At 55.6% G+C, this 24,650-nt stretch carries 29 protein-coding genes; 14 read left to right on the top strand and 15 right to left on the bottom strand.

From position 1 onward, the window contains the following. Position 1: 1 nt before the first annotated feature. Together nrdR and BJP05_RS11130 are read right to left on the bottom strand one after the other, a co-directional pair. Complete coding sequence (gene nrdR / locus BJP05_RS04325) at positions 2-463, bottom strand: transcriptional regulator NrdR (RefSeq protein ID WP_070362341.1); 462 nt, start codon at positions 461-463, stop codon at positions 2-4. Positions 464-512: 49 nt separating this feature from the next. Continuing rightward, on the bottom strand, positions 513-905 hold the full coding sequence (locus BJP05_RS11130) for a hypothetical protein (protein ID WP_143000867.1): 393 nt from the start codon (positions 903-905) through the stop codon (positions 513-515). Between the two features lie 204 nt (positions 906-1,109). On the opposite strand from BJP05_RS11130, the gene lexA reads away from it, so the two are divergent. The 5 genes from lexA (at position 1,110) to BJP05_RS04295 (ending at position 6,257) form a co-directional block, all read left to right on the top strand. Further along, positions 1,110-1,793: a transcriptional repressor LexA gene (gene lexA, locus BJP05_RS04315; protein WP_070362339.1), complete on the top strand. Its 684-nt coding sequence runs from the start codon at positions 1,110-1,112 to the stop codon at positions 1,791-1,793. 136 nt (positions 1,794-1,929) lie between these two features. Further along, complete coding sequence (locus BJP05_RS04310; RefSeq protein ID WP_070362338.1) at positions 1,930-2,715, top strand: DeoR/GlpR family DNA-binding transcription regulator; 786 nt, start codon at positions 1,930-1,932, stop codon at positions 2,713-2,715. 159 nt (positions 2,716-2,874) lie between these two features. Then, the gene (locus tag BJP05_RS04305; RefSeq protein WP_070362337.1) at positions 2,875-3,843 is read left to right on the top strand and encodes a 1-phosphofructokinase family hexose kinase; all 969 of its coding nucleotides are present in this window, start codon (positions 2,875-2,877) and stop codon (positions 3,841-3,843) included. A gap of 22 nt (positions 3,844-3,865) precedes the next feature. Further along, positions 3,866-5,920 carry a fructose-specific PTS transporter subunit EIIC gene (locus BJP05_RS04300; RefSeq protein ID WP_070362336.1) on the top strand — a complete coding sequence of 685 codons (2,055 nt, stop codon included), beginning with the start codon at positions 3,866-3,868 and terminating at the stop codon, positions 5,918-5,920. Between the two features lie 67 nt (positions 5,921-5,987). After that, positions 5,988-6,257 (top strand): HPr family phosphocarrier protein, encoded by a 270-nt coding sequence (locus tag BJP05_RS04295; RefSeq protein WP_070363496.1) that lies wholly within the window; start codon positions 5,988-5,990, stop codon positions 6,255-6,257. 58 nt (positions 6,258-6,315) lie between these two features. On the opposite strand, the gene BJP05_RS04290 is transcribed toward BJP05_RS04295, so the two are convergent. Then, the gene (locus BJP05_RS04290; protein WP_070362335.1) at positions 6,316-7,608 is read right to left on the bottom strand and encodes a uracil-xanthine permease family protein; all 1,293 of its coding nucleotides are present in this window, start codon (positions 7,606-7,608) and stop codon (positions 6,316-6,318) included. A gap of 62 nt (positions 7,609-7,670) precedes the next feature. Between BJP05_RS04290 and nagB the strand changes: the two genes are divergently transcribed. Next, positions 7,671-8,432, top strand: coding sequence for a glucosamine-6-phosphate deaminase (gene nagB / locus BJP05_RS04285; protein ID WP_070362334.1), 762 nt, complete (start codon positions 7,671-7,673; stop codon positions 8,430-8,432). Between the two features lie 19 nt (positions 8,433-8,451). On the opposite strand, the gene hflX is transcribed toward nagB, so the two are convergent. Further along, entirely contained in the window at positions 8,452-9,969 is a 1,518-nt protein-coding gene (gene hflX, locus BJP05_RS04280; RefSeq protein ID WP_070362333.1) for a GTPase HflX, read from the bottom strand. A gap of 127 nt (positions 9,970-10,096) precedes the next feature. On the opposite strand from hflX, the gene BJP05_RS04275 reads away from it, so the two are divergent. Both BJP05_RS04275 and BJP05_RS04270 read left to right on the top strand, forming a co-directional pair. Next, the gene (locus BJP05_RS04275; RefSeq protein WP_070362332.1) at positions 10,097-10,861 is read left to right on the top strand and encodes a hypothetical protein; all 765 of its coding nucleotides are present in this window, start codon (positions 10,097-10,099) and stop codon (positions 10,859-10,861) included. A 16-nt stretch (positions 10,862-10,877) separates the two neighbouring features. Further along, positions 10,878-11,393: a hypothetical protein gene (locus tag BJP05_RS04270; RefSeq protein ID WP_070362331.1), complete on the top strand. Its 516-nt coding sequence runs from the start codon at positions 10,878-10,880 to the stop codon at positions 11,391-11,393. Here the strand turns inward: BJP05_RS04270 and miaA are convergent, their stop codons facing one another. Both miaA and BJP05_RS11580 read right to left on the bottom strand, forming a co-directional pair. Then, positions 11,394-12,308, bottom strand: coding sequence for a tRNA (adenosine(37)-N6)-dimethylallyltransferase MiaA (miaA, locus tag BJP05_RS04265; protein WP_240492805.1), 915 nt, complete (start codon positions 12,306-12,308; stop codon positions 11,394-11,396). Further along, entirely contained in the window at positions 12,305-12,628 is a 324-nt protein-coding gene (locus BJP05_RS11580; protein WP_320072698.1) for a hypothetical protein, read from the bottom strand. Before BJP05_RS11580 ends, miaA begins: the two co-directional genes overlap by 4 nt. Before the next feature lie 434 nt (positions 12,629-13,062). Between BJP05_RS11580 and BJP05_RS04255 the strand changes: the two genes are divergently transcribed. After that, positions 13,063-14,442, top strand: a complete 1,380-nt coding sequence (locus BJP05_RS04255; protein WP_369822077.1) for a DUF349 domain-containing protein — start codon at positions 13,063-13,065, stop codon at positions 14,440-14,442. An 11-nt stretch (positions 14,443-14,453) separates the two neighbouring features. Next, positions 14,454-15,506 carry a GNAT family N-acetyltransferase gene (locus BJP05_RS04250; RefSeq protein WP_240492804.1) on the top strand — a complete coding sequence of 351 codons (1,053 nt, stop codon included), beginning with the start codon at positions 14,454-14,456 and terminating at the stop codon, positions 15,504-15,506. Here BJP05_RS04250 and BJP05_RS04245 read toward each other — a convergent pair. From BJP05_RS04245 to BJP05_RS10950, 5 genes are all read right to left on the bottom strand, one after another. Next, the gene (locus BJP05_RS04245) at positions 15,503-16,081 is read right to left on the bottom strand and encodes a hypothetical protein (protein ID WP_070362328.1); all 579 of its coding nucleotides are present in this window, start codon (positions 16,079-16,081) and stop codon (positions 15,503-15,505) included. The two genes, BJP05_RS04250 and BJP05_RS04245, sit on opposite strands and share 4 nt — an antisense overlap. Before the next feature lie 29 nt (positions 16,082-16,110). Beyond that, entirely contained in the window at positions 16,111-17,637 is a 1,527-nt protein-coding gene (gene miaB, locus BJP05_RS04240) for a tRNA (N6-isopentenyl adenosine(37)-C2)-methylthiotransferase MiaB (RefSeq protein WP_070362327.1), read from the bottom strand. 99 nt (positions 17,638-17,736) lie between these two features. Next, the gene (recX, locus tag BJP05_RS10955) at positions 17,737-18,339 is read right to left on the bottom strand and encodes a recombination regulator RecX (RefSeq protein WP_071572548.1); all 603 of its coding nucleotides are present in this window, start codon (positions 18,337-18,339) and stop codon (positions 17,737-17,739) included. A 3-nt stretch (positions 18,340-18,342) separates the two neighbouring features. Further along, on the bottom strand, positions 18,343-19,452 hold the full coding sequence (gene recA, locus BJP05_RS04235) for a recombinase RecA (protein WP_070362326.1): 1,110 nt from the start codon (positions 19,450-19,452) through the stop codon (positions 18,343-18,345). A 210-nt stretch (positions 19,453-19,662) separates the two neighbouring features. Then, complete coding sequence (locus tag BJP05_RS10950; protein WP_083290922.1) at positions 19,663-19,878, bottom strand: DUF3046 domain-containing protein; 216 nt, start codon at positions 19,876-19,878, stop codon at positions 19,663-19,665. Positions 19,879-19,953: 75 nt separating this feature from the next. Here BJP05_RS10950 and BJP05_RS04230 point away from each other — a divergent pair, with 75 nt between their 5' ends. The 3 genes from BJP05_RS04230 to BJP05_RS04220 are packed head-to-tail and all read left to right on the top strand — an operon-like array spanning position 19,954 to position 21,843. Beyond that, on the top strand, positions 19,954-20,526 hold the full coding sequence (locus BJP05_RS04230) for a biotin transporter BioY (protein ID WP_070362325.1): 573 nt from the start codon (positions 19,954-19,956) through the stop codon (positions 20,524-20,526). Positions 20,527-20,540: 14 nt separating this feature from the next. Then, positions 20,541-21,236 (top strand): energy-coupling factor ABC transporter ATP-binding protein, encoded by a 696-nt coding sequence (locus BJP05_RS04225; protein ID WP_070362324.1) that lies wholly within the window; start codon positions 20,541-20,543, stop codon positions 21,234-21,236. Further along, on the top strand, positions 21,226-21,843 hold the full coding sequence (locus tag BJP05_RS04220) for an energy-coupling factor transporter transmembrane protein EcfT (RefSeq protein WP_371327493.1): 618 nt from the start codon (positions 21,226-21,228) through the stop codon (positions 21,841-21,843). The genes BJP05_RS04225 and BJP05_RS04220 overlap by 11 nt, the downstream gene beginning before the upstream one ends. A gap of 76 nt (positions 21,844-21,919) precedes the next feature. Here the strand turns inward: BJP05_RS04220 and BJP05_RS04215 are convergent, their stop codons facing one another. From BJP05_RS04215 to pgsA, 4 genes are all read right to left on the bottom strand, one after another. Beyond that, positions 21,920-22,747: a PspA/IM30 family protein gene (locus tag BJP05_RS04215; protein WP_070362323.1), complete on the bottom strand. Its 828-nt coding sequence runs from the start codon at positions 22,745-22,747 to the stop codon at positions 21,920-21,922. A gap of 90 nt (positions 22,748-22,837) precedes the next feature. Continuing rightward, complete coding sequence (locus BJP05_RS04210; protein WP_083290921.1) at positions 22,838-23,212, bottom strand: helix-turn-helix domain-containing protein; 375 nt, start codon at positions 23,210-23,212, stop codon at positions 22,838-22,840. Further along, positions 23,212-23,778, bottom strand: coding sequence for a CinA family protein (locus tag BJP05_RS04205; RefSeq protein ID WP_070362321.1), 567 nt, complete (start codon positions 23,776-23,778; stop codon positions 23,212-23,214). The genes BJP05_RS04210 and BJP05_RS04205 overlap by 1 nt, the downstream gene beginning before the upstream one ends. Next, positions 23,778-24,314: a CDP-diacylglycerol--glycerol-3-phosphate 3-phosphatidyltransferase gene (pgsA, locus tag BJP05_RS04200; RefSeq protein WP_240492803.1), complete on the bottom strand. Its 537-nt coding sequence runs from the start codon at positions 24,312-24,314 to the stop codon at positions 23,778-23,780. The genes BJP05_RS04205 and pgsA overlap by 1 nt, the downstream gene beginning before the upstream one ends. 45 nt (positions 24,315-24,359) lie before the next feature. Here pgsA and BJP05_RS04195 point away from each other — a divergent pair, with 45 nt between their 5' ends. After that, positions 24,360-24,647: a YciI family protein gene (locus BJP05_RS04195; RefSeq protein ID WP_070362320.1), complete on the top strand. Its 288-nt coding sequence runs from the start codon at positions 24,360-24,362 to the stop codon at positions 24,645-24,647. Positions 24,648-24,650 lie beyond the last annotated feature (3 nt).

Below are 24,650 nucleotides of genomic sequence, written 5' to 3'. Positions count from 1 at the left end.
TTTATTCCAGCCCCTCTCGCTCGCGTCGTTTCATCAACCGGATTTCCGACTGGAAATCTTCGGCGCTTTCAAAAGACTTGTACACCGAGGCAAATCGCAGGTACGCAACCTCGTCCAGTGTGCGAAGCGGTTCCAATACCGCCAGTCCAATGTCATTTGCCGCGACTTGAGAACTTCCTTGAGCCCGAACCGTCTCCTCTACTTGCTGCGCTAGCCGCTTCAATGCGTCGTCGCTAACGTTCCTGCCTTGACAAGCACGCCGAACACCAACGATCAACTTTTCCTTGTCGAACGGTTCAGTTACTCCATTGCGCTTCACAACGGTCAGCACGGCCTTCTCGATCGTTGTGAATCGGCCCCCGCACGATGTGCACTCTCGCCGCCGCCGGATAGCAGAGCCCCCGTCTACAACACGAGAATCTGTAACTCGCGATTGTTCGTGATGACAAAACGGACAGTACATCTACACCCCACTTTCTCGGAGAACAGTTATCACCCCCTACATTAGCGGGTTAACGTTGCGCTGCAGAAGCGACTTCATAGCTATGAGCAACGTTCGAATCGTCCCGCGACACCGAGTCCCACTCGCTATTACCGAAATCGCCCGAGATAAGTACAGCGACGAACATAGTTACCCCAAGAAGGGCTCCCATTAGAACGTTTGCTCGCTGCTCTTGAGGCTCGGCGGAAGAATAAACGGTTGGCTCGGGAGCATCTGCAGCCGCCCAGCGGCAACGAAAGTTCTGGTTGATAACCTGCTCGTGGCGTGACGGCTCACCCCCTCGATCACCCCGCATGGGTACAAAATCCCACACTTCAGCTGGCATTGAAGACCGTGGTGCAAGTGGAGCTCCCGCCATATCAGCACGAGTAGAAATTATTTTCGCCTGGTCAATGATGCTCATAAAATGCCCCTTACTTCATTTCGCGAATTCGAAGGTTTCTCATCTCACGCGAAACATTTTTAGCGTATTTGTTCGATTTAACTTCTATGTTCGATTTATACCATCTCATATCAGATCCCCACAACCCCCCCAACTATCGAACATATTTGCCCTCTTTGATATATTCTGTACAGAAGACACTATCGAGACTCAATGTGAGGACCCATGGCACGCAAGAACACAACCAGTGAAAAGTTCGATATGAGCGTACTTTCAGACAGACAAAAGCGAATCCTTCAAGTCATTCGCGACGCCGTCGTATTACGTGGCTATCCACCAAGCATTCGAGAGATCGGCGACGCCGCAGGACTCCAATCAACTTCTTCTGTCGCCTACCAGCTGAAGGAGCTCGAAAAGAAAGGGTTCCTTCGCCGTGACCCAAACAAGCCACGAGCCGTAGACCTCCGCCACCTGCCAGAATCTATGGGAGGTTCGGTTACACCGAAAGACGATGCGGACATTGATGGAACTTCTCCAGCACGGATGATCCCTATCCTCGGCCAAATCGCCGCTGGAACTCCGATCCTGGCAGAGGAAAACATTGAACACTACTACCCCCTGCCGGAAGAACTACTCGATAGCGGCGACCTCTTCATGCTTCAGGTGGTTGGAGAATCAATGCGCGATGCAGGCATTCTCAATGGTGACTGGGTAGTCATCCGCTCACAACATGTTGCCGAAGAGGGCGAGTTCGTAGCAGCGCTAATTGACGGGGAGGCAACTGTCAAGGAGTTTCATAAGGACTCTTCCGGAGTATGGCTCATTCCTCATAACGATGCCTTTTCTCCGATACAAGGCAACGACGCCGAGATTATGGGCAAAGTGGTCTCTGTTTTCCGGACCCTGTAGCCATTTTTCGCCATTTCGCCCCCAACCGGGGGCTATCAAACACATGTAAAAGCATTCGGGCGCACGGTTTTGCAACAATAGGGGCAACCTAATTTTTGAACCCTGCTGATTCGTGGTTGCCCCACGGAGGAGTTGTATGTACGCCGAAGAGAGAAGAAGGCAGATCGCGTCACTTACCGCAGTCGAAGGACGCGTGAATGTTACGGAGCTGGCCGAACGGTTTGATGTAACAGCCGAGACCATCAGGCGGGACTTGGCAATTCTCCATAATGAAGGAATTGTCCACCGCGTTCACGGCGGAGCCGTCGCTAGCCAATCATTTCTCACCACAGAGTTTTCTCTTGATGCCCGGTTCCGGTCGGCACCGACCGCCAAATCGGCGATCGCGCGCGCTGCGACACAGTTTCTCCCAGAGGATCCTGGCGCTGGCATCTTTCTCGACGCCGGCACCACCATCAATGGACTGGCCGATCTTATTGCCGCAGCAGGAAAAACACAACATTGGTCTATAGTTACGAACTCCCTCCCGATCGCGCTAGACCTATCATCCTGCGGGCTTACAGACGTTCAGCTCCTCGGGGGGACAGTCCGTGCAATCACCCAAGCTGTTGTAGGCGATACGGCATTACACACTCTCGCGCTTATGCGTGCAGATGTTGCTTTTATTGGCACGAATGCCTTGACTATTGACCACGGCCTCTCTACCGCCGACGCCCAAGAGGCTGCGGTCAAATCTTCAATGGTCACCAATGCACGCAAGGTAGTTGTGCTCTGCGACTCCACGAAGCTCGGCAATGATTATCTAGTTAGCTTTGCGCCGCTAGACGCAATTGACGTCGTTGTTACCGACACAGACGCACCAGAGAGCTTTGTCAGCGAATTGCGGGAGCGTGGAATCAAGGTCGTCCTTGCCGAAGAGTGAAACAAAAGGAATCAAATGCCCGATTGTGCCCGTTCTATTGCATTAACGGACATAATCGGGCATTATGGCTTTAGTAGCGCTTTTCGATACTGCAGCTGCACAACAGACTTTCGGTAGGCGCTACCCCACAGAGCACCAATTACTCTAAGGATGCGCCACATGATTCTGACGTTCACTCCGAATCCAAGTACAGATGCAACGCTTTCTGTAGCAACGTTGCGTCGCGGCGAAGTCGCCCGTGCCATTACCGCTACGCGAGAAGCTGGCGGAAAAGGCGTCAACGTGGCCCACGCCGTAGCGAAGGCTGGAAGAGCGGCACTCGCTGTAGTTCCCTGCGGGGAAAGCGACCCTTTCAAGTTCGCTGCTAACCGACTCGGTTTTCCTTTTGTTTTCATCCCGGTTGAGGGCAATATCCGTACCAATACTGCGATTACTGAATCCGACGGTACGACTACCAAAATCAATGAGCCTGGCCCTCAATACACCATTGATGTCCAGCAGGGGTTCCTCGACGCGCTTGATTCGCATAGCAGCGAATGTAAGGCCGTCGTCATGGCAGGGTCGCTGCCAAGTGGAGCCCCGGCGGATCTCTACGCAACGTTGACCCGAGAAATCCGATTGAGGCTCGCCGAAGACGTACTGGTGGCCGTCGACACATCAGACGAACCCCTGGTAAAGCTGGGAGATCAGCTTGAATCTGCAGCCCCCGATATCCTGAAACCCAACGCTTTTGAATTAGCGCAATTGGTGGGAGCCGATGGGCATGTACTAGAGACTAGCGCTTCAGCCGGAGACTACTCCGAGGTTGTTCAGGCAGCGAAACGCTTGATTCAGCGAGGGGCTAAAGAAATTCTCGTCACCCTCGGTGGCGCAGGTGCTTGCCTGGTCACCGCAGACTCTGCCTGGGCAGCAACGCCCCCACCGACTGTTGTGAAATCTACCGTTGGAGCAGGCGACAGCTCACTTGCTGGATATGTTATGGCTCGCACTCAACGCCTGCCGTTGGACCAGTGCCTCCAAACCGCGGTCGCCTATGGCTCTGCTGCAGCAGGCCTACCAGGTACCGGGATTCCAAGCCCTGACGACATCAACTTGGAACAAACCCAAGTCGTAGAAATCGATTCATAATTTAAGAGAACAGGAGTCCACCATGAGTGACAACATCATCACTCCACAACTCGTTAGTCTCGATGTGGACTACGGGTCGACGCCAAGAGAGGTCATCGAACACCTCGCGCAGCAAGCCCAGGACGCAGGCCGAGCAAGCGACAGCTTGAAGCTAGCCGACGCAGCTTACGCCCGTGAGCAGAAAGCTGGCACCGGTGTGAATGGCCGTGTTGCAATCCCCCACTGCCGCACCGAAGCAGTCGAAACCCCAACGTTGGTTTTTGCCAGGTTACAGCGGCCCGTTGACTTCTCGGGGCCAGATGGAGACGCAGAGCTTGTATTTTTGATCGCTGCTCCTGAAGGCGGCGGTAAGGCGCATTTGAAGATCCTTTCCAAGCTCGCACGTGCCTTGGTACGCGGCGACTTCGTAACTCAGCTCCGCGAGGCAAAGGATGAGCAAACGGTCGTCAACGCGGTGCTGGACGTCGTCAACGCTGCTCCTAAGAAGAAAACTGCCGCAGCACCTACTCCCGCTGCGACGGGCAAGACCGATGGCGTGAAAAAGTTTAGGATTGCAGCTGTTACATCGTGCGCGACCGGCATTGCCCACACATACATGGCAGCCGACGCTCTGACACAAGCTGCGCAGGCTCGCGATGATGTCGAGTTTCAGGTGGAGCCGCAAGGTTCTTCCGGCGGCGATCCTCTGGATCAGGCCTACATCGACAGTGCTGACGCCGTAATCTTCGCCCATGATGTTGCTGTGCGTAACAAAGCACGTTTTGCAGGCAAGCCGGTCGTTGATAGTCCAGTAAAGCGTGGCATCAACGAGCCAAACAAGATGATCGACGAGGCCATTGCCGCTGCAAACGATCCGAATGCACCAAGAGTCACCACGGCGGGATCGGAGCAGCGAGAAGACTCCGCTTCCTCTGGTGAAAGCTGGCCAAAGAAGATCCAGCAAGCTGTAATGACCGGTGTGTCGTACATGGTGCCTTTCGTTGCAGCAGGCGGCCTGCTCCTCGCGCTTGGTTTCCTCTTCGGCGGATACGACATGGCGAATGGCTGGCAGTCCCTCGTCACGAACTTCTCCCCGACCCACCTGCCTGGACATACAATCGATGTCGACGGTGAAATGATGACGTTCCGCCGTTCCGGCTGGCTTCTGTATCTCGGTGCTGTCATGTTCGCGACAGGCCAGATGGGCATGGGCTTCGTTGTTGCGGCGCTCTCCGGCTACATCGGGTATGGCCTTGCAGGACGTCCAGGTATCGCGCCAGGATTTATCGGCGGTGCTATCTCCGTCATGGTTGGCGCAGGTTTTATCGGCGGCCTTGTCACAGGTCTGCTGGCTGGTTTGATCGCATACTGGATCCAGACATGGAAGGTTCCGCGCTGGCTCGGGTCCCTGATGCCAGTGGTCATCATCCCGCTGCTGACTTCCCTTGCTATCGGCCTCATCATGTTCTTACTGTTGGGGCGTCCGCTTGAGTCTCTCATGCTGGGACTGCAGGGCTGGCTTGAGTCGATGAGCGGATCCTCTGCGGTCCTGCTCGGCGTCATCATCGGGCTCATGATGTGCTTTGACCTAGGTGGCCCAGTCAACAAGGCGGCGTACCTCTTCGGAACCGCTGGTCTGTCTGCGGGAACGGAGGCAAGCTTCCAAATTATGGCGGCTGTAATGATTGCTGGCATGGTTCCCCCGATCGCACTGTCAATCGCGACGTTCCTCCGCAAAGGATTGTTTACCCCGGCGGAGCAAGAGAACGGCAAATCCGCATGGCTCCTCGGACTGTCGTTTGTCAGCGAGGGCGCAATCCCGTTTGCTGCAGCTGACCCGTTCCGCGTTATCCCTTCGATGATGCTCGGTGGCGCCACTGCTGGCGCGGTCAGCATGGCACTCAATGTTGGTGTGCAGGCTCCACACGGTGGTCTCTTCGTGCTCTTTGCCTACGAGCCTTGGTGGGGACTGTTCGTCGCGCTCATTGCAGGCGTGGCGGTCGCAACTGTAGCGGTCATCGTCGCTAAGCAGTTCTGGCCAAACGAGGAGATCCAGAAGGTCGCTGCCCAAGCAGAACCTGCAGCGGTGGCGAACTAAGGACACAGGCCCCTAAACTGAATACAGAAACTCGATAGATACTTTCAAAGCAGAAAGGATGAAGCACATGGCTTCAAAGACAGTTAAAGTCGGATCCACCGTTGGACTGCACGCACGTCCAGCAACCATTATTTCTGACGCCGCCGGTGAATACGATGACGAGGTCATCCTGACCCTTGTCGGTGACGAGGACGAGGAAGAGACGGATGCTGCTTCCTCGTTGATGATCATGGCAATGGGCGCCGAGTTCGGTGATGAGGTCACCGTTACCTCTGACAACAGTGAGGCAGTTGAAAAGATTGCCGCATTGATCGAGAAGAACCTCGACGAAGAGTAAATCCCACAACAAAAGCCCGGGCGCTACATCTGAGCGCTCGGGCTTTTGCTTGTTCGAGCTATTTTCGAGATGCAGCGTTGAACTGCCCCTCACCCACTGTGTTGTAAATCCACTTCAACAGAGGATAGAACACGATGATGCCGACCGACCCCAGGGCAATGCCCTCAAGCGTCACCTGACCGACAGTGAACGACAGGTTGCCGATACCAACAATGAGTGCCACAGCCGCAACTGTTAGGTTCACCGGGTTCGTGAAATCTACCTTGTTATCCTGCCAAATACGTACACCAAGCATTCCAATCAGGCCGTAAAGAACCAGGCACGCTCCGCCCAGCACACCGGCTGGGATTGTGAAGATGACTGCGCCGAACTTCGGGATGAACGCCAAAACGATCGCGAAACACGATGCGACCCAATACGCAGCCGTCGAGTAAACCTTGGTAGCAGCCATCACGCCAATGTTCTCCGCATAAGTCGTTGTACCAGAGCCGCCAAAGCCACCAGCCAATGTCGTCGCGATACCGTCACCGATCAACGCCCTGCCTTGGTATGGGTCCAGGTCGCGTTGCGTCATCTCAGAAACTGCCTTGACATGACCAATATTCTCCGCGATCAGCACGACGATGACAGGAAGCGTCACCAAAATCGCTGAGAGGTGGAACTCTGGCGTATGGAACTGCGGCAAGCCGATCCAAGGACTAGCGCCAATTGTGTCCAGTGCATCATCCGATAACCCGCCAGTGAGCGCCGCAAACACCCAGCCGACGATGACGCCGATCAGAATGCTCAGACGAGACAGCATTCCCCTCGCAGCGACAGTCAGCAGAGCAATCGTGCCGAGCGTGACAAACGCGACCCCGGGCTGAGTTTCCACATTAGAAACGGCAGTCGGCGCAAGATTGAAACCGATCAACGCGACGATGGCACCAGTGACCGTGGGAGGCATGACGGCGTCGATAACTTTCTTGCCTGCAAGTTGAACAACAAAGCCAACTGCAATCAACGTCAGACCCGTGATGAGTACCCCGCCCAACTGAGAGCCGATTCCGTACTGGGACGACGCAGACAGCGGCGCGATGAAAGCGAATGACGAGCCAAGGTAGCTAGGCAGTTTATTACGGGTAATCAGCAAAAAGATGATGGTTCCCAGTCCTGAAAACAGCAGCGTTGTGTTTACAGGGAATCCCGTCAACGTTGGAACGAGAAGTGTGGCTCCGAACATTGCTACGACATGCTGCATGCCGATGCCAATTGTTCGAGGCCAAGAAAGGCGTTCATCAGGGGCGACCACCGCGCCGGGCAGAACGCGGCGCCCGTCGCCATGCAAGGTCCATCCAATAGTTTTACTCACAGGCTCATATTATGTCGCTAGATAATTGCCGAAAGCGAATTGGGCAAAGTAGCGTAATACGCATGGAGATTTTCATTCGCCGCACGGCAGACGAAATTGGCGATTTCGCTGCAAACATGATTGAACCATTCGTCAAGCAAGGTGCAACGCTTGGTCTTGCTACTGGCTCGACACCGAGTCCAACGTATCAGGCACTAATCCGAAAGCACCGCGAGGAAGGCCTCAGCTTCGCCGACTGTGACGCATTCTTGCTCGACGAATACTACGGAATCGATCAACACCACGAGCAGTCATACTGGTCCACAATCCGACGCGAGCTGACGGCATCAATCGATATCGATGACGCGGCCGTGCACTCGCTTAGCAGCTCAGCGGCCGATCCGGAGCAAGAGGCTGCGACGTATGAGTCCATGATGAAAGACGCCGGTGGTGTCGACATTCAGCTGCTCGGCATCGGCGCGAACGGCCATATCGCTTTCAACGAGCCGACCAGCTCGCTGAGTTCCCGGACCCGACTGATTGATCTACGCCCGCGGACCATTGCTGACAACGCACGCTTCTTCGAGTCAGAAGATGAAGTGCCTCGCCAGGCAATGACACAGGGCATCGGCACCATCTTGGAAGCGAAGAAGATCCTCCTCATCGCTACCGGTGCAGCGAAGGCCGAGGCTGTCCAAGCAATGATCGAAGGGCCCTTGAGCTCTTTCTGCCCTGCCTCATCGCTGCAAATGCACAACGATGTGTGCATATTACTCGACGAAGCCGCAGCATCCGGCCTCGGCGATGTGGAGTTCTACAAGGAGATCGACGCCTACTGGCGTTAATTCACCACTCCAGCAGTCTCTAGTAGACCTGCTGGACAAACTCGTCATACTGGCGCGCCAGAACTCGTGGCAAGCGGACATCGATCCTGGTGCCGTCGGTTTCATATTCTTCGGAGCGAATCGTCCCGTGTTCATGGACGAGTGAGACAACATCTCCTCGGGTGTAGGGGATCAGCATGACTACATGCTCATCGAGCGTGTTCAGGAACATCTCGATTTTTCCCTCGAGTTCAGCAATACCCTCACCCGTGAGCGCTGAGACAAACACCGCTTCCCGACCGGTCGCGTCAAACACGTGGCGTAACTCTGCCAAAACCACAGGGTCAGCGGAGTCAATCTTGTTGACGACCACAATCTCCGGAGGCAATTCGGAATCTTTATCTCGCGTGATCTCTGCCAGCACCTCGCTCACGGCAGCAATCTGCTTGAGTGGGAACTCGTCTGCTCCATCAACGACGTGTAGCAAAAGGTCTGCATTGCTCACTTCCTCCAGCGTCGACTTAAACGCCTCGACCAACTGGGTCGGCAGGTGCCGAACGAAACCAACTGTGTCCGTCAAAACGACGTTTCGCCCATCAGCCAGCGTTGCGCGTCTCGTGGATGGGTCAAGCGTTGCAAACAATGCGTCTTCCACAAGCACGCCGGCGTCCGTCATTGCGTTAATGAGTGAGGACTTCCCTGCGTTCGTGTATCCGGCAATCGCAATCTTGGGTGTCGTCGAGCTCTGCCTCTTCGCGCGCTTAATCTGACGAACAGTCTCCATGTCTGCTAATTGATGACGCAGCTTTGCCATCTCTGAGCGCAACCTTCGCCGGTCTGCCTCAATTCTGGTTTCACCAGGACCGCGCAAACCAACGCCGCCATTCGAACCCGCACGACCACCGGCCTGGCGCGAAAGGTTGCCGCCCCAACCACGGGTACGGGTGTAGAGATACTCCATCTGCGCGAGGCTAACTTGTGCTTTGCCCTCCTTGCTCTTTGCGTGTTGAGCAAAGATATCCAGAATGAGCATCGTTCGGTCGATCACTTTAGAGTTGAGGGCTTCCTCTAGCGCCACCATTTGACCAGGGGATAGCTCACCGTCGAATACGACGGTGTCCACTCCACTGGCGTCGACAATCTCGCGCAGCTCTTTCACCTTTCCGGAACCAATGTATGTCCCTGGATCCGGCTTATCTCGTTTTTGATAGAGCATGTCAATAACTTCAGCGCCTGCGGTTTCGGTCAGTGCTGCCAATTCCCGCATGTTTGCTTCCATTTCGGCAGTGGAACCTTCAGTCCATGCTCCAACAAGGATGACGCGCTCGAGCCGCAGTTTACGGTACTCGACTTCGTAGATGTCTTCCCGGTCTTCGTTGCGCAGCTCTGTCGTGGTGTTTACGCGACGAAACGAGTTTCGTTCCTCTAGGTCGAGTGCGCCCTGTGTTGGCGTCGATAGGTCTGTTCCCGAGGTTTCGGTGCGCGTCTGTGCGTTATGGCGAAACGCTTCATCCAGCAACGCCTCATGCGAATCAGGAGTGGTTGATTTCGAATTCATGCAAGCTTTCAAAAATAGTGGGTATACGTAACTTTTTTCGCTTTCTTCCTTGCTCAACGGTAGCCCACCCATTTTTCTTCCACCACATTTCTTCACCTCAGAGCGCATTCGACTAGGCTTCACATTTATGAACCAACAACCTCTGACTGAAAACAAGGATCTGGCAGCGATCGGCCTGAGCTTTCCTAAGTGGCAAGACGCGGTAGAAGCTGCAATCGCATCCGGTCGCCTCGGTGTTATCGGTGAGGTACGTGGCGGCCAAATGGTCCAATACCAGGACCGCTCTGGTGCGCAGCTGAATATCTTGGCAGTTGAGCCTTTCGCCACCTTTGCCGGCTTTGAGGGCATCACACGCACAAACGCGCACATCACCCCGGCAACCGATGTGGTTGCGCTTGCTGAGGTTGTGGATCCACATGGGAATCCAATCGGATCTCTGACGCTAAACCTGGCGCAGGAGCCATTGATCGTCGATGAGCCCACAATCCAGTGGCAAGAGCTCAGCGTGACCGCCCTTGCACTCGATGTGAGCACGTACGAATCCACCTCTGCTTATCTTGAGGAGCACCCTGGTAGCACGGTTGGCACAGTCATTTCTGCAGGAGCCGAAGCGATTGCAACTGGGGCAGCCTCCTCCCCCGATGCAAAAGCCACTTTTTCCGCACGCGTGCTGGAAGCTGAATACCGCACGTCGGAGTTGACGGGTGACCGCTTCATTCATGTTTCAGTCGACGGGGCGTTTCCATTCGACGTTTGCTTACCTGATGGCGATCTCCCCCAACGCGACCAAGTCATCGCAGGCAACGCCGTCATGGTCGGTACCATCCCGGTGCCTACAGGTGGCGGATGTGGTGGTTGTGGTGGCTCCTGCGGTTGCGGTGGCGGCTGCTAGGAACTAGGCACTACTCATGGATCCAGCACGTCGTGATCTTTCCATAGCACTGTGGGGCGCCCTGATCTTCGCCGTCATGGTGCTGCTTGTGCTGCTCCTCAAGACTCCTGGCGCCATCATCGCCGGGCTGATTGGTGTCACGGCGCTTTTGACCCGCAGGCGTTTTATTCCTAACCCGGAAGTAGAGTCGCTTCGCTCATCGCTTCTGATTGCATGCGATGACATCCGCGACATCGTTGAAGCATTTGATAACTTGCAACATGGTAGCTCGACGCAGGCGTTGGCCGACCGCACGCTTCATTTTCCCGCGCTTGCGAACACCGATCTTTCTGTACCAGAAATCAGCGAATTTCATCTCAAGTACAGTGCGGCACAGCGCTTTCTCGCGCGCGTTGACACCTACTTGCAGTCACCGGACTTGGAACGCGTCCACCTTGAAAAACTCATTCGAATTGCGGACGAGCGCGCCCTCGAGCTTGAGGACGCCTGGGTGGCTGCCCGTAACGCTGCTCGAGAAATTGGTCCGTCGTAATCAACCAAGCTGTGCTACTAGTTCCGCAACGTCATAGTTCGCCGCGTCAATCCAAGTGATTCGTTTGTCGCGCCTAAACCAGGATTTCTGACGCCGCACATAGCGCCGCGTTCGCAGTTTGGTGTCCTCGCAAGCTTCGTCGATGGTGAGGTGGCCGTCGATAACTCCAAGTCCTTGGGCGTATCCGATAGCTCTGCCAGCAGTCGAATCCTTCGCTAATCCCTGGCCCACCAACCGATGAATCTCATCGATGAGCCCCTGCTCGAACATCGCATCAGTACGCTGCGCAATCCGCGGGTTGAGCCACTCTGGGGTTGTCTCCAGCCCAATCATGCGCGTACCCCAGCGTGTAGGGGCGTTTTTGGGGGGTTGAGATGCCTGAAAAGGCTTACCAGTAAGCTCAATGACTTCGAGTGCACGCACTGTGCGCCGGGGGTCACGGTCTTCAATTATCGACGCCGCCACAGGGTCAACTGCAGCTAGCTGCGCATGAAGGCGATCTATTCCGATTTCCTTCAATAGAGACTCGTAGCGCCCGCGGACTTCGGGGTCGGTTGGCGGGAACTGCCAAGCGTCGACAAGTGACTGCATGTACAGCATGGACCCACCAACGAGAATCGGCAGCTTTCCTCGATTGGAGATCTCCTCAACGGTCTCCACCGCTCGTTGCTGATACTCTGCGACACTGGCGGTTTTCGTAACCTCCCAGATATCAAGCAGGTGGTGCGGTATTCCTTGTCGCTCCGCGAGAGGTAATTTGGCAGTGCCGATATCCATCCCGCGGTAAAGCTGCATCGAGTCAACGTTGACAATCTCACCATCGAGTTCGTGCGCAAGCGCGAGACTCAGCGAGGACTTACCTGAAGCCGTCGGGCCGACGATTGCTACTGGTTGGTGTCCGATCTCCTTGTTCACTGCTCTACCTCCCAGTAAGCAACATACCGACCAACGCCCAACGTGTCGTCTACGTCTACGAGTGTGGCCTTCGTTGGCTGCAGTGTTTGTAGCTCAAGCCAAATATCTGGTTCCAGTACTCCTGCGTCTCGCATTTCCTGCTCACGGATCAGGGAGCTTTGCTTTCCTGACAACAAAGCCTGGAGTTTGTCGTTCGTATCAGCAGCCGCAGGGATTAACGCTAGCGGGGCGCGAGTTGTCAGCCCTGCAGGTCCATCGACTACCAACACTGTGAGCACTGAAGGATCTAACGGCAACAGGTGCTCACGACTCTCACGCACCGTAGCCCCGTGAAGGCAGTATCTGGCGACAAGTTCGCCTAATACGTGCCCACCTCCTACTTCGACGTGTGGTGCTCCCCAGGCAGCAAACGAGCCAGCAAGGTGCGTTGCCCATCTCCTGTCGTGGCTGCACACAATGTCAATAGTTTTCGTCAGTTTTCCGGCTGTCTCTCTAATTGAGTTCAGCAAACGCTGCGACGGTTCGTCAGCAGGTGCGAGTTCTCGCACGAGAGCTGGCGAACCAGGCATGACAAGTAGGCAGGCACGGGCTTCATTCACCTCGCCCACCATAGTGGGGTTTTCTCGGAGTTGAAACCATGACACATGACGCATGTTCGTCTGCAACACGCTAGAGTTATGAAGACGAGAATGCCGTCGATTATGTATCTCGGCGCCGTGACGCGCGGCACAGCTATTTGTGAAAGGACTGTTTCATGACTTCCTCGACTCCAAAGCCACAGCCACCAGCTGGACGTCCGAACCCGGCTGCCATGCCGAAGCAAACGCCGAAGCCCGGACCTCGTCCAGGTGCGGCACAGTCTGTTCCTTCACAGCGGGTTGTTCCACTCGCGCATGCTCAGTCGTCATCAGCGAACACTGATCCGTCGAAGTTCGGGCGCGTCGATGATGCCGGCAATGTTTTTGTCACCCGTGACGGCGTTGAGCGTCAGATCGCATCTTGGCAGGCCGGGTCTCCCGAGGAAGGACTTCGCCACTACGGGCAGCGTTTCGACGACCTCATCGTCGAAACTGAAGTCCTGGAGGCGCGACTCACTGCACACCCAGAGGACGCACACACTCTGCATCGCAGCGTGACTGAGCTGAAAGACTCGCTGAAAGACGTCGCCGCAATTGGCGACTTCGCAGCGCTCGAGGCACGCCTAGAAGAATTACTGCGCAAAACAGAGGTTGCGGAACACGAAGCAAAGGAACTCAAGCAGACCCGACGGGCTAACGCAATTGCCAAAAAGGAAAGTCTAGCGGCCGAGGCTGAGGAGATCGCCGAGAAGTCTACGGACTGGAAGGCTGCCGGGGACAGGATTCGAGCGATCCTCGAAGAATGGAAGACGATCCGCGGTATCGATCGCACAACCGACGACGCGCTCTGGAAGCGCTACTCGCGTGCACGCGATGCCTTCAATCGCCGTCGTGGGGCTCACTTCGCTGAGCTCGATAGGAATCGCGCAACGGCTCGTCGTATCAAGGAGGATATCATCGCCCGCGCGCAGGCAATCCAGGACTCAACGGATTGGAACGCCACCGCCCGTGCCTACCGCTCTCTGATGGATGAGTGGAAAGCAGCCGGACGCGCCCCACGTGGCGTCGACGATGAGCTGTGGGCACAGTTCCGCGCTGCTCAGGATCACTTCTTCGCCGCCCGCAACGCCGTAAACGCGGAGCGCGACCGCGAATTTGAAGCAAATGCTGCAGCTAAGGACGCACTTATAGATGAGTACGATGCGCTCATCACTCCAGAGAAGGGTCTAGGTGCGGCACGTGCCAAGCTGCGTGAGCTCCAGGAGAAGTGGGACGAAATTGGATTTGTGCCTCGCAACAAGGTCCGTACGTACGAAGACAAGATTGCTCGGCTGGAACAGCGCGTAGCGGATGCAGAGGAATCACGATGGCGCAAAGCAGACCCTGAGGCACAAGCGCGGGTGAATCAGTTCCAGGAGAAAGCTGATCACTTCCTGCAGCAGGCTCAGGAAGCTGAGGCAGCCGGGAATTCCTCCAAGGCGGCGAAGCTCCGTGAACAGGCTGAGCAGTGGCAGGAGTTTGCCAACGTCGCAGCGAAGGCCGTCGACGAGCAGTAGTGCTATATCCCTTGATCGTAGGGAGTGCCGACCCGTCACACGCCGCAGTCTCCTCCTACGCATTCTCAGTCACGCTTGCTATCCAGGACATTACGGGAGAAGCGCACTCCGGAGTGAGTGCAGCCCATCTCGCGAAACGCCTGGAGGGATCCGAAGAATCGTTAGCGCTTCTCTTCGCGCTGTGTAGCAAACCAGCGCCACGGTCCCTTGGAGCGTTCGGTTACCCAGTGCTGACTGAGGATGATCTGTACGACGTCGAAGGCTGGGTGCTCATATCGCTTCCTCTACTTGAGGACGTCGATGTGTTAGAAGCGAACGTCACTATCGACGCCTCCATCGCTCCTCTTCCCGGGGAGGAGCAGCCGGCGCACGTGTGGCGAAGTGCGCTCGCGCTGATTGACGCGCTTTCTGCAGAGTTGCACCGTCCCATCCGTCAGATTTGGATCACGGAGCCATTGGGGGCACCGGAGCACCCATTCCTTCGCGCTGACGGCTACACGCCGGCGCACTGTGAGCGACAGGCAATTATCAACGCGGACGCTATCGTGGCGCCTGACCAGAATGATAGGTGCGACGTGATTGAAGACATGGCATTCGACCCTACTGATCTGCCCTCCTTCTTAGCTACTCTCCAGGAGTCCGCAGCGAAATACCCTCGTGGTTCACTATCGCTCGAGCCTGTCCAGTGGTCTGCGTCCCGTCTTCAGGACGCTGCTGCACGTCTCAAGGACCGCGGCGGTTCCCAGATCACCGCCATTGCCCGTGATGTCTCAGGGAAACCGGTCGGGCTTGCAGAGGTAGCAAAATTCGAGAATGACGCAGATTCTGTTGCAGAAATCGGGCTGGTGTACGTACGGGAGGCAAGCCGGGGACTCGGTTTAGGCAAGCGCGCCTTGGCTTCTGCGATATCAGCCGCGCTCTCGATTTGGCCACAAACGAAGCAGATCTACGCTTCTTATCCCAACCCGCAGCCGGGTGCGAGCCACATTCTCGACCACTATGCCCCAACCGGGATAAGCCAGGCGACGGCCTGGCAGAAGGGCGTACCAAAGCTCGATAGCTAGTTGCTTCTTTTGTGGCGTCGTGCCGCGTTCGCTCGTCGGTCATCGACAAGCAGTGGGTTCGTTTCTTGCTCCTGATGAGTCCGCGTCGCATTCAATTGCGCATCCGCGATATCCGCGTCGATTTCGCTTGGCTGATTCCGGAGCAGTTCCGGGGCAACCGCTGTCTTTCGCACGAACAGCGGAATGTACGTCAACACGACCAGGAGTACCGCGACAACTTCTAGGTAAAACCCGGGCCCGTGCTGAAACGTTCCTGCAACACCGGTACTCGACTTCCGCAGCCACACTGCCAGCAACGAGCTAACCAGGGCAACTGTTGAAATCATCCACGCGGCTGTGGCCATTCCGAAACGTCGCGAAACCGTCACTAGCGACGTGCAAACGCCTACGCCTAAGAAGCCTAGCCATACAAATACGTACTCCGTGATCTTGGTATCTGCACTGCGGGCGCCTTCGCCCACCGCGAGCACCTGCCATCCGGGAATGTCACCAACGAAGGGCAAAAACAGCGCAACAAGCCACCCAATACTTGCAATACCGAGTACCCAGCGCGCGGATCCTAATTCCATTTTCATTGAAGTCTCCCTTCCAGTAGTCGCGTGGTTTACGCTTCAGGAGTCGTGCAGCAGCCAGTGTTGCTTACGTTAGTCACTGGAACGATGTCTGGACGTGCAACCGTAGGAATTCCAAGTCCCACCCCAACAGGTGCAGTCGTTGGTACCTCGCCTGCCTCAGCGTGATCACCCGCGAGTGTGCGTCGGTGTGAAAGCACACCAGAATCCGCGATCAGAAAATATGACTTTGCTTCGGTGATACGAGCGGTAACAATGTCACCCGGACGGATGGCAGATCGATTGGCCTCATCGACAGCAAAGTGCACGAGCCTGCCGTCGCGAGCGCGTCCTGACATTCTGTGAGTCGTCTCGTGCTTTCGACCTTCGTCCTGCTGAACAAGGAGTTCTTGCACAGATCCAATGAGCTTTTCATTCTCTTCCAGGCTGATTCGTTCCTGGAGTTCAAGCAGTCGTTCGAACCGCTCCTGCACCACAGCTTTCGGAACCTGGTTTTCCATTTCAGCCGCCGGGGTCCCAGGGCGCGGTGAGTACTGGAATGTATAGGCGGACGTGAATCGTGCCTTCTCAACTACATCAAGCGTTGCCTGGAAGTCTTCTTCCGTCTCGCCTGGGAATCCGACAATGATATCGGTGGTGATCGAAGCCTCAGGAAGCTTCTCACGGACCTCATCCAAAATGCCTAAAAACTTCTTGGATCGGTACGAACGGCGCATGTCCTTGAGTACTTTGTCAGACCCCGACTGCAACGGCATATGTAGCTGCGGGCAAACGTTCGGGGTTTCTGCCATTGCGTCGATGACGTCAGATGTAAACTCTGCGGGGTGCGGGGAGGTGAAGCGAACACGCTCGAGGCCTTCGATCTCGCCACACGCTCGTAGCAGTTTTGAAAACGCGGACCTATCTCGCTCCATTTCCTCGTCAACGAAATGCACACCGTAAGCATTGACGTTTTGGCCAAGCAAAGTGACTTCTAAGACGCCTTGATCCACGAGCGCCTGTACCTCGGCGAGGATATCGCCCGGACGGCGATCAACTTCTTTGCCACGCAGACTCGGAACGATACAGAATGTACACGTATTATTGCACCCGACAGACACCGAAACCCAGCCCGCATAGCTACTTTCACGTTTCGCTGGAAGAACAGAAGGAAATACTTCGAGCGCTTCTGCAATTTCAACTTGCGCCTCGCCCTGTACTCGTGCACGTTCCAGCAGTACCGGCAGTGAGCCCATATTGTGGGTCCCGAAGACCGCGTCTACCCACGGTGCTCTCTGGATAACGTGGTCTTTGTCTTTCTGCGCCAGACATCCACCAACCGCAATCTGCAAATCAGGCTGCGATTCCTTAACCTTTTTCAAATGTCCAAGCGTTCCGTACAAACGCTTGTCTGCGTTTTCACGCACGGCACAGGTGTTGAAAACGATGAGGTCTGGGGCCTGCCCATCTTCAACTGCCACGTACCCCGAATCTTCCAGCAGACCCGACAACCGCTCCGAATCATGAACGTTCATTTGGCATCCGAAGGTTCGTACTTCGTATGTCCTTGATGCAGCCATCTGGTTCGCCTTTCCTGGTTGATTACGCGGGCCTACGCAGGCACGGCTGAACATTCTAGCCACTGCCAACTACCCCGCCCAAACGCCGCAAATTGCTCCCTAGGAAGTCTCTCGAAGTGATTCAACCCTTGTATCTAGTGCAGTTCTTGCGATAGACATGCACATACCTTGTGGAAAGCCTCGACGCGCCAGCACTCCGACAACCCTGCGCAGCGCGCGGGTGTACTCCGCGTGCCCCGCTGGTGGTGTTTTCACTTCTCGCGCCTTCTTTTCCGCGAGGGCTTCAGCAATTGCGTGTTGGTCCTCGTCACTGATTTGTGCGAGCGCGGCGCGCCGATCTGTTTCTGAGACTCCTTTTTCCCTGAGCTCGCGGTCCAGAAAGCTTCTCGACTTTCCTCGACGTTTCGCCCGCTGTCGAACCCATTCATGGGCGAAGCGCCGATCGTCGAGAAGCGAGGACGCGCGAAGAGACGCCAGTACCTCATCAACGAGAGGCGCTGGGAACTCAGCCTTGACAAGACGCTCCCTGAGTTCATGCTCTGATCGCGGTCGCTGATCCAGCAACCTTAATGCACGCCGCCGTACTGGAGCGAGGGCTTCTTCACGTTCGTAGTTGAAGAGTTCTCCATTCCCACCGGTAGCTTCCCATTCGGCAAGTGCGTCCTGCAGGCGTTGAATCTTTTCCGGATCTGGTGTTGCCACGTATTACTTCGCCTTCGCTGGCTCTTCCTCGTCGTCGAAGTCAATGTTTGGCACCATGTCTACTGGGTCATCAGTCAGCGCATCATCATCGGCAAATTCGCCAACCCCCAATGCACGGAAAATCTTTTGCTCGATCTCGTCCGCAAGGTCCGGGTTCTCCTTCAGGAAATTGCGCGCCTTTTCCTTGCCCTGTCCAAGTTGATCGCCTTCGTAGGTAAACCAGGAACCTGACTTCTTCACGAAGCCGTTCTCTACGCCCATGTCAATAATGGACGATTCCCGAGAGATGCCCTCTCCGTACATAATGTCAAACTCTGCGATCTTGAATGGTGGCGAAACCTTGTTCTTCACTACTTTGAGGCGGGTTCGGTTTCCGATGGAATCCTGTCCGTCCTTCAACGTCTGGATACGTCGGACATCACAACGAACCGAGGAGTAGAACTTCAGCGCTTTACCGCCCGTAGTTGTCTCGGGTGAACCGAACATGACGCCGATCTTCTCACGCAGCTGGTTAATAAAAATCGCTGTAGTGCCGGAGTTGTACAGCGCACCTGTCATCTTCCGCAGTGCCTGCGACATCAACCGAGCCTGGAGGCCAACGTGAGAGTCACCCATCTCACCTTCAATTTCAGCCTTAGGCGTCAGTGCGGCAACCGAGTCAATGACGATGATGTCAATCGCGCCAGATCGGACAAGCATGTCCGCGATCTCCAGTGCCTGCTCCCCTGTATCTGGCTGAGAAACGAGCAAGTTATCAGTATCGACGCCCAGCTTGCGGGCATAATCCGGGTCCAGAGCATGCTCGGCGTCGATAAAAGCTGCGATTCCGCCGGCCCGCTGCGCGGAAGCGATGGCGTGAAGCGCAACAGTTGTCTTACCGGAAGACTCAGGTCCGTAAATCTCAACGATGCGGCCGCGTGGCCACCCACCGATCCCCAGAGCGACGTCAATAGCCGTATTCCCAGATGAAATCGACCGAATTGGAGGCCTGTTCTCATCACCGAGACGCATCACAGCCCCCTTGCCATAATCCTTCTCGATCATTGCGAGTGCAGCATCTAGCGCATTCTGGCGATCTTTCGCGGCTGATGCGGTTTTCTTTTTCGCAGCCATTTACATGTTCTCCTTAATGTTCATTCTGTTCGAGTTCGGCGGCGGCGTTTTTGCATACGCCATCGCCCACACACATGTTTAGACTCACCTTCGAGGGTTACGGTTCCCGATGACTTCTAAATCTGGATCTGACTATAGGCAAGTGCCGAGACATCACCAGAGTGTACACGCATACATGTTCGAATTAAAAGTGCAAAACGGCGAGAGCAGCTAGAAACCCGGCCGATCTACGCCAAGGCGACGCGCCTCTGGAACATCAAAGGCGTCACAGAGTTCGTCCCAGGCTTGACGCAAATCGCCTCCATTTTCGATAACCTCTGCGGCGGTACACCCATGACGAGGCAAAAGTTGCGCCTCAATAATCCATGACGCCCGATCAGACCCAAATTCATCCTGGACGAGTTGGTGAAACTCCGTTAATCGCATGGCCTCAAATATACGCGCAGAAAAATCAATACGATTTCATAGCGAACTGAACACTGTTCAAGTACTATTCTCGCTATGTCAAAAAGCATTCCGCAATCAAAGATTGAAGCCCAAGACCTCGCATACATCGCCGTGTTCGCGGCGGTGATCATCGTACTCGGGTTTGTCTCTATTCCAGTCGGCGCTGCCGGCGTTCCAATCGTCATGCAGAACGCTGCTTGTATTCTCGCGGCGCTCGTGCTCGGCCCTAAACGGGGAACCTACACAGTGCTATTGTTCCTCCTCATCGGACTTGCTCTTCCCGTTCTCGCAGGTGGACGCACCGTCGTCTATGCCCTGGGAAGCCCTACAATCGGATATCTGGTTGGCTACATCGCAAGCGCATTTGTTGCAGGTCTCATCGCCTACCGCGCTTCCAGCAAGAGCTCTTTCGTGAATATCGCCCTCCTTCTTGGAGCCGGGTTCGCTGGCCTGTTCCTGCAGTACTTCTTTGGGGTGTTTGGATTGATGGCACGCGCAAACATGACCTTTGGCGCTGCATGGGCAGCACAGCTACCGTTTGTCATCCCTGACACCGCCAAGGTGCTAGTGATTGTGTTCATCGCATTCGCAGTTCGCGCTGCACTCCCCTCACTCCGTCGCGCATAAACTGGATTATTTCCATGCCGCAGATCAGCTTCAACGACGTGAGCGTCGTACGTAATGACAACACACTGCTCCAACCATTTTCACTTACGTTGCAGGAACATCGGATCGGCATCATTGGCTCGAACGGTTCTGGTAAGTCAACGCTCGTCCGGCTTATCAATGGGCTCGAAGAGCCGAGCACAGGCGAGGTATTCTACGACGGAATTTCGCTTGCAACTCGTAGCTCTGAAGTCCGCCGACGTGTCGGGTTCGTGTTCTCCGACGCAGAAAGCCAGATTGTCATGCCCCAAGTCCACGATGACGTGGCGTTTTCATTGAAGAAGTTCAAGCTCTCTAAGGCAGAGAAAGAGCAACGCGTCGATGAGGTACTGGAACGCTTCAAACTCTTGCACAAGGCAGAACAATCACCTCATACGCTCTCTGGCGGTGAAAAACAGCTTCTCGCGCTGGCCGCGGTACTGGTGACTGAACCGACCACCATCATCGCAGACGAGCCAACAACATTGCTTGACCTGCGAAACCGTCGGCGAATAATCGCTGAATTGAACTCGCTTGATCAACAAACAATCGTGGTGACCCATGATCTAGAGTTACTCAGTGACTTCGACCGAGTAGTTTGTGTCAACGACGGCGTCATTGCATACGACGGCACACCAGCAGACTCGATTCAGTTCTACACTCAGCTAATGGAGCCGAACAGTGAAGATTGACTCGCTACCAATGGGCGTGTACGTCCCAGGCAAAACGCTGCTCCACCGTATGAGCCCAAAGAAGAAATTCGTACTGCTCATTCTGTACATCCTCATAGCGACCAACTTCGGGCGTACGTTCCCAATCGCGCTCACGTTGCTAGGCTTGATCTTCGTTCTGTACATCGTGGCAAGAATTCCGATCCGAATCGTTGCCAATCAGCTCGTGCCAATTCTTCCCTTGCTCGCAATACTCGGCGCATTCCTTGTCTGGCAAAATGGCATCTGGCTTGCCGGCGTCACGCTGATTACGTTGTTCGCAACGATTCTCGCCGCAAACCTTCTTACTCTGACCACAACAGTTGAAGCGCTCCTTGTATCGCTCGAGGAAGGCCTCAAACCGCTCGGCCGTTTCGGAATACCAACTGAGAAAATCAGCCTCGCTATCGCCCTCACGCTCCGTCTCATCCCGCTCATCTTGCAGACATCGCAGGAAGTTCTCGACGCCCGCAAGGCCCGAGGACTGGGATTTTCTCCCCTCGCGTTTGGCGTACCGCTCATCGTGCGAAGTATCCGAAGGGCGGAACAGATCGGCGATGCACTTGTCGCTCGTGGCGCGCTCGACTAACCGCCTTCAATCCTTCGCAGGGCAAAGCAAAAGCTCCAGGTTTCTATAGAAATCCTGGAGCTTTCTTTACCACGCCTTAGGCTTCGCCGCGGAGCTCACGCATCCGACGTGCGACGGCGTCCTGACTTGCTTGCGGGGCGCCGGTCTTGCCCTGCTCAATCGACTGCTGTTCCTTTCCCGAGGTCAACTCGCCAGACATCTCTGCGCGAATCTGCTCGAGCCGACTGTGGCCTGCCATCTGGATTCCAGCCTGCTCCACCTCAGCCATGCGGCCTTGGATCGAGTTCTCCGCGAGCTCTGCAGCACCCAGTGCGTTCGCGTAGCGGCGCTCAATCTTGTCGCGAACCTGGTCCAAATTCGGGCCGGAGGCGGTCAACGAGTTCATCGAGCGCATGGTCTCGGAAACCTTCTCCTGCATCTTGGCCTGCTCAAGCTGCGACAGCAACTTCGAACGCTCAGCGACCTGCTGTTGCAGGTGTGCCGCGTTGCGCTCCACGGCTTGCTTTGCCTGTGCGGCCTGCTGAAGTGCCTGGTCGTGCAGCGCCTTCGTGTCTTCAACGCCCTGCTCTGCGGTAACAAGCTGCGCCGCGAACGCCTCAGCAGCGTTCTCATACTCGGTCGCCTTCTGTGCGTCACCGTTGGAGCGGGACTTATCTGCTAATTGGAGCGCCTGGCGAGCGTTCGCTTGAAGCTTCTCGACTTCCTCCAAGCGACGATTCAGCTGCATTTCCAGCTGACGCTGGTTACCGATAACCGCGGCTGCCTGCTGCGAAAGCGCCTGGTGCTGGCGCTGAGCCTCGGAAATTGCTTGCTCAATCTGGATCTTTGGATCAGCATTCTCTTCGATCTTGTTGTCGAAAAGTGCCATCAGGTAGTTCCAGAATTTTGAAAACGGGTTTGCCATAGTGTTGCGTTTTACCTTTCGCTGAGCATTGAAATTGGCCGTGTCCACGGCCAAACTGTTTCGTATTCTATCTGTTACAGCGCTGCTCCGCTATGCGTGAATCGCATCAGCCGTAGCGAATTCATCGTTCATCGATTGCAGTGAAAGGTTCGCAACAGCCTCGAGAACAACTTCTGAAACCGTAGTGTCCAGGGCTTCGCAAATCGATGCGAGCAGCTCTGAGGAAACTTCCTTGCGCCCACGCTCCAGCTCAGAGAGGTAACCAGAAGAGACTCGAGCTTGAGCAGCAAGAGATCGCAACGTCACGCCTTTATCCGCCCGGAAAGCTCGCAGTGACATTCCTAGCGCCTCTCTCAGCAGCGGTTCTTTCTGGCGGGTTCCAGACTCGCGAAATGGAAAAGCGACCTCATCCTGTGCATCGAACGAGGGCTCAAGCGGCGTATCGATTAGAAGTGTCGTAGTCATCACTTGGTATAACTCCCCTCAACGTGTTTTTGTTCCCGCACGGCATGCAACAGGACGCGAAGTGCTGCTTCAACAGCCCACTCGCGTATCTCGTTGCGCGGCGCCTGTAGCAAGTTTCGGGCATGACTGAATCCTGGAATGGTTCCGCGTACGAGAGGGGCGTCGGAAAGTATGTCGCCTGCGAGAACTGCTTCACAGTCATCACTTGAGGCGATCCCTACCCAGACCTCACCGACAGGGTGGCCATCCTGTTCACTGGGCCCGGCCACACCAGTGAGCGAAAGACCCCAGTCTGCGTTGAGCTTCCGCCTTGCCGCCTTCGCCATCTCTTTCGCGGTCACCGGAGAAACAGGTCCAAACTCATCGATGACGTCCTGGGGAACGCCAGCCAAGGTAACTTTGCACTCGGTCGCGTAAGTCACCATCGCGCCTCGTAGCGCTGCGGAGGCACCCGGAACGCCTGCGAGTGCGGCACTTGCCAAACCGGCAGTGAGCGATTCACAAAGCCCAACTGTTGCATCCCTCTTAGTAAGTTCCGCAATCACATCGGATGCAGTACCTCGCATTAGTTATTCACCTTGCGAGCATCGACAAGGTATTGCACGCCGGTCACCACGGTGACGACTACGGCCAACACCATTACAACGTAGGACGGCGCGTCCATCCAGGAAGGCAGCGGGCACAGGTAGAGCGCCACACCTACCGTCTGGAGCACTGTCTTCACCTTGCCACCCTTGGACGCGGGAACGACTTGGTCGTTGCGCAGCATCCACATTCTCCACATGGTGATGCCGAGCTCGCGGACCACGATGACGATAGTCATCCACACAGGAAGGTTGGACGCCACGTTGAGTACTACAAGTGCCGTAATCATCAGGGCCTTGTCCGCGATCGGGTCCGCAATTTTCCCGAAGTCGGTAATCAGGTTGTAGGTACGGGCGATTGTTCCGTCTAGCTTGTCCGTGAGCATCAGCGCGACGAACACACCGAACGCCGCACCCCATCGCTGGTCCAGTGCCAACCATGCGAAGACGGGGATAAAAATGATTCGCAACGACGTCAAGACGTTGGGTACGTTCCAGTTCGATGGTTTTTCAGTCACGCCCTCTACCCTACCTATCCCATGCTTTCCCTTAGACTGCGTGTTATGAAATATTTTGCATTCCATTACACGTACTCAGATAATACGGACCTCGTAGATGCTACGCGCCCCGCACACCGCGAGTTCATCGCGAAGCAGCTAGAGCTCGGAAGGATTGTCGGATCTGGCCCGCTAGTCGACGCCGGCAAGGCCCTAATCATCGTGCAATTACCAGATACTGCCGATGCTGCGGAGGCAGTATCACTCATGAACCCGGACCCCTACTGGCAGAACAACGCTCTGCGCAGCCGAGAGGTCCACGAGTGGAACCCGGTTTCCCGGGTGTTCCCTTAGACC

Source organism: Corynebacterium sp. NML98-0116 (assembly GCF_001767255.1).
Lineage (GTDB): Bacteria > Actinomycetota > Actinomycetes > Mycobacteriales > Mycobacteriaceae > Corynebacterium > Corynebacterium pseudogenitalium.
Note: the sequence above shows the minus strand (reverse complement) of the source record. Positions and strands in the feature narration are given on the sequence as shown.

Bases quoted from the DNA above. Each gene is read 5' to 3' on its own strand.
- nrdR (WP_070362341.1), bottom strand. From the start codon at position 463: ATGTACTGTCCGTTTTGTCATCACGAACAATCGCGAGTTACAGATTCT.
- BJP05_RS11130 (WP_143000867.1), bottom strand. From the start codon at position 905: ATGAGCATCATTGACCAGGCGAAAATAATTTCTACTCGTGCTGATATG.
- lexA (WP_070362339.1), top strand. From the start codon at position 1,110: ATGGCACGCAAGAACACAACCAGTGAAAAGTTCGATATGAGCGTACTT.
- BJP05_RS04310 (WP_070362338.1), top strand. From the start codon at position 1,930: ATGTACGCCGAAGAGAGAAGAAGGCAGATCGCGTCACTTACCGCAGTC.
- BJP05_RS04305 (WP_070362337.1), top strand. From the start codon at position 2,875: ATGATTCTGACGTTCACTCCGAATCCAAGTACAGATGCAACGCTTTCT.
- BJP05_RS04300 (WP_070362336.1), top strand. From the start codon at position 3,866: ATGAGTGACAACATCATCACTCCACAACTCGTTAGTCTCGATGTGGAC.
- BJP05_RS04295 (WP_070363496.1), top strand. From the start codon at position 5,988: ATGGCTTCAAAGACAGTTAAAGTCGGATCCACCGTTGGACTGCACGCA.
- nagB (WP_070362334.1), top strand. From the start codon at position 7,671: ATGGAGATTTTCATTCGCCGCACGGCAGACGAAATTGGCGATTTCGCT.
- hflX (WP_070362333.1), bottom strand. From the start codon at position 9,969: ATGAATTCGAAATCAACCACTCCTGATTCGCATGAGGCGTTGCTGGAT.
- BJP05_RS04275 (WP_070362332.1), top strand. From the start codon at position 10,097: ATGAACCAACAACCTCTGACTGAAAACAAGGATCTGGCAGCGATCGGC.
- BJP05_RS04270 (WP_070362331.1), top strand. From the start codon at position 10,878: ATGGATCCAGCACGTCGTGATCTTTCCATAGCACTGTGGGGCGCCCTG.
- BJP05_RS04255 (WP_369822077.1), top strand. From the start codon at position 13,063: ATGACTTCCTCGACTCCAAAGCCACAGCCACCAGCTGGACGTCCGAAC.
- BJP05_RS04245 (WP_070362328.1), bottom strand. From the start codon at position 16,081: ATGAAAATGGAATTAGGATCCGCGCGCTGGGTACTCGGTATTGCAAGT.
- miaB (WP_070362327.1), bottom strand. From the start codon at position 17,637: ATGGCTGCATCAAGGACATACGAAGTACGAACCTTCGGATGCCAAATG.
- recA (WP_070362326.1), bottom strand. From the start codon at position 19,452: ATGGCTGCGAAAAAGAAAACCGCATCAGCCGCGAAAGATCGCCAGAAT.
- BJP05_RS10950 (WP_083290922.1), bottom strand. From the start codon at position 19,878: ATGCGATTAACGGAGTTTCACCAACTCGTCCAGGATGAATTTGGGTCT.
- BJP05_RS04230 (WP_070362325.1), top strand. From the start codon at position 19,954: ATGTCAAAAAGCATTCCGCAATCAAAGATTGAAGCCCAAGACCTCGCA.
- BJP05_RS04225 (WP_070362324.1), top strand. From the start codon at position 20,541: ATGCCGCAGATCAGCTTCAACGACGTGAGCGTCGTACGTAATGACAAC.
- BJP05_RS04215 (WP_070362323.1), bottom strand. From the start codon at position 22,747: ATGGCAAACCCGTTTTCAAAATTCTGGAACTACCTGATGGCACTTTTC.
- BJP05_RS04210 (WP_083290921.1), bottom strand. From the start codon at position 23,212: ATGACTACGACACTTCTAATCGATACGCCGCTTGAGCCCTCGTTCGAT.
- BJP05_RS04205 (WP_070362321.1), bottom strand. From the start codon at position 23,778: ATGCGAGGTACTGCATCCGATGTGATTGCGGAACTTACTAAGAGGGAT.
- BJP05_RS04195 (WP_070362320.1), top strand. From the start codon at position 24,360: ATGAAATATTTTGCATTCCATTACACGTACTCAGATAATACGGACCTC.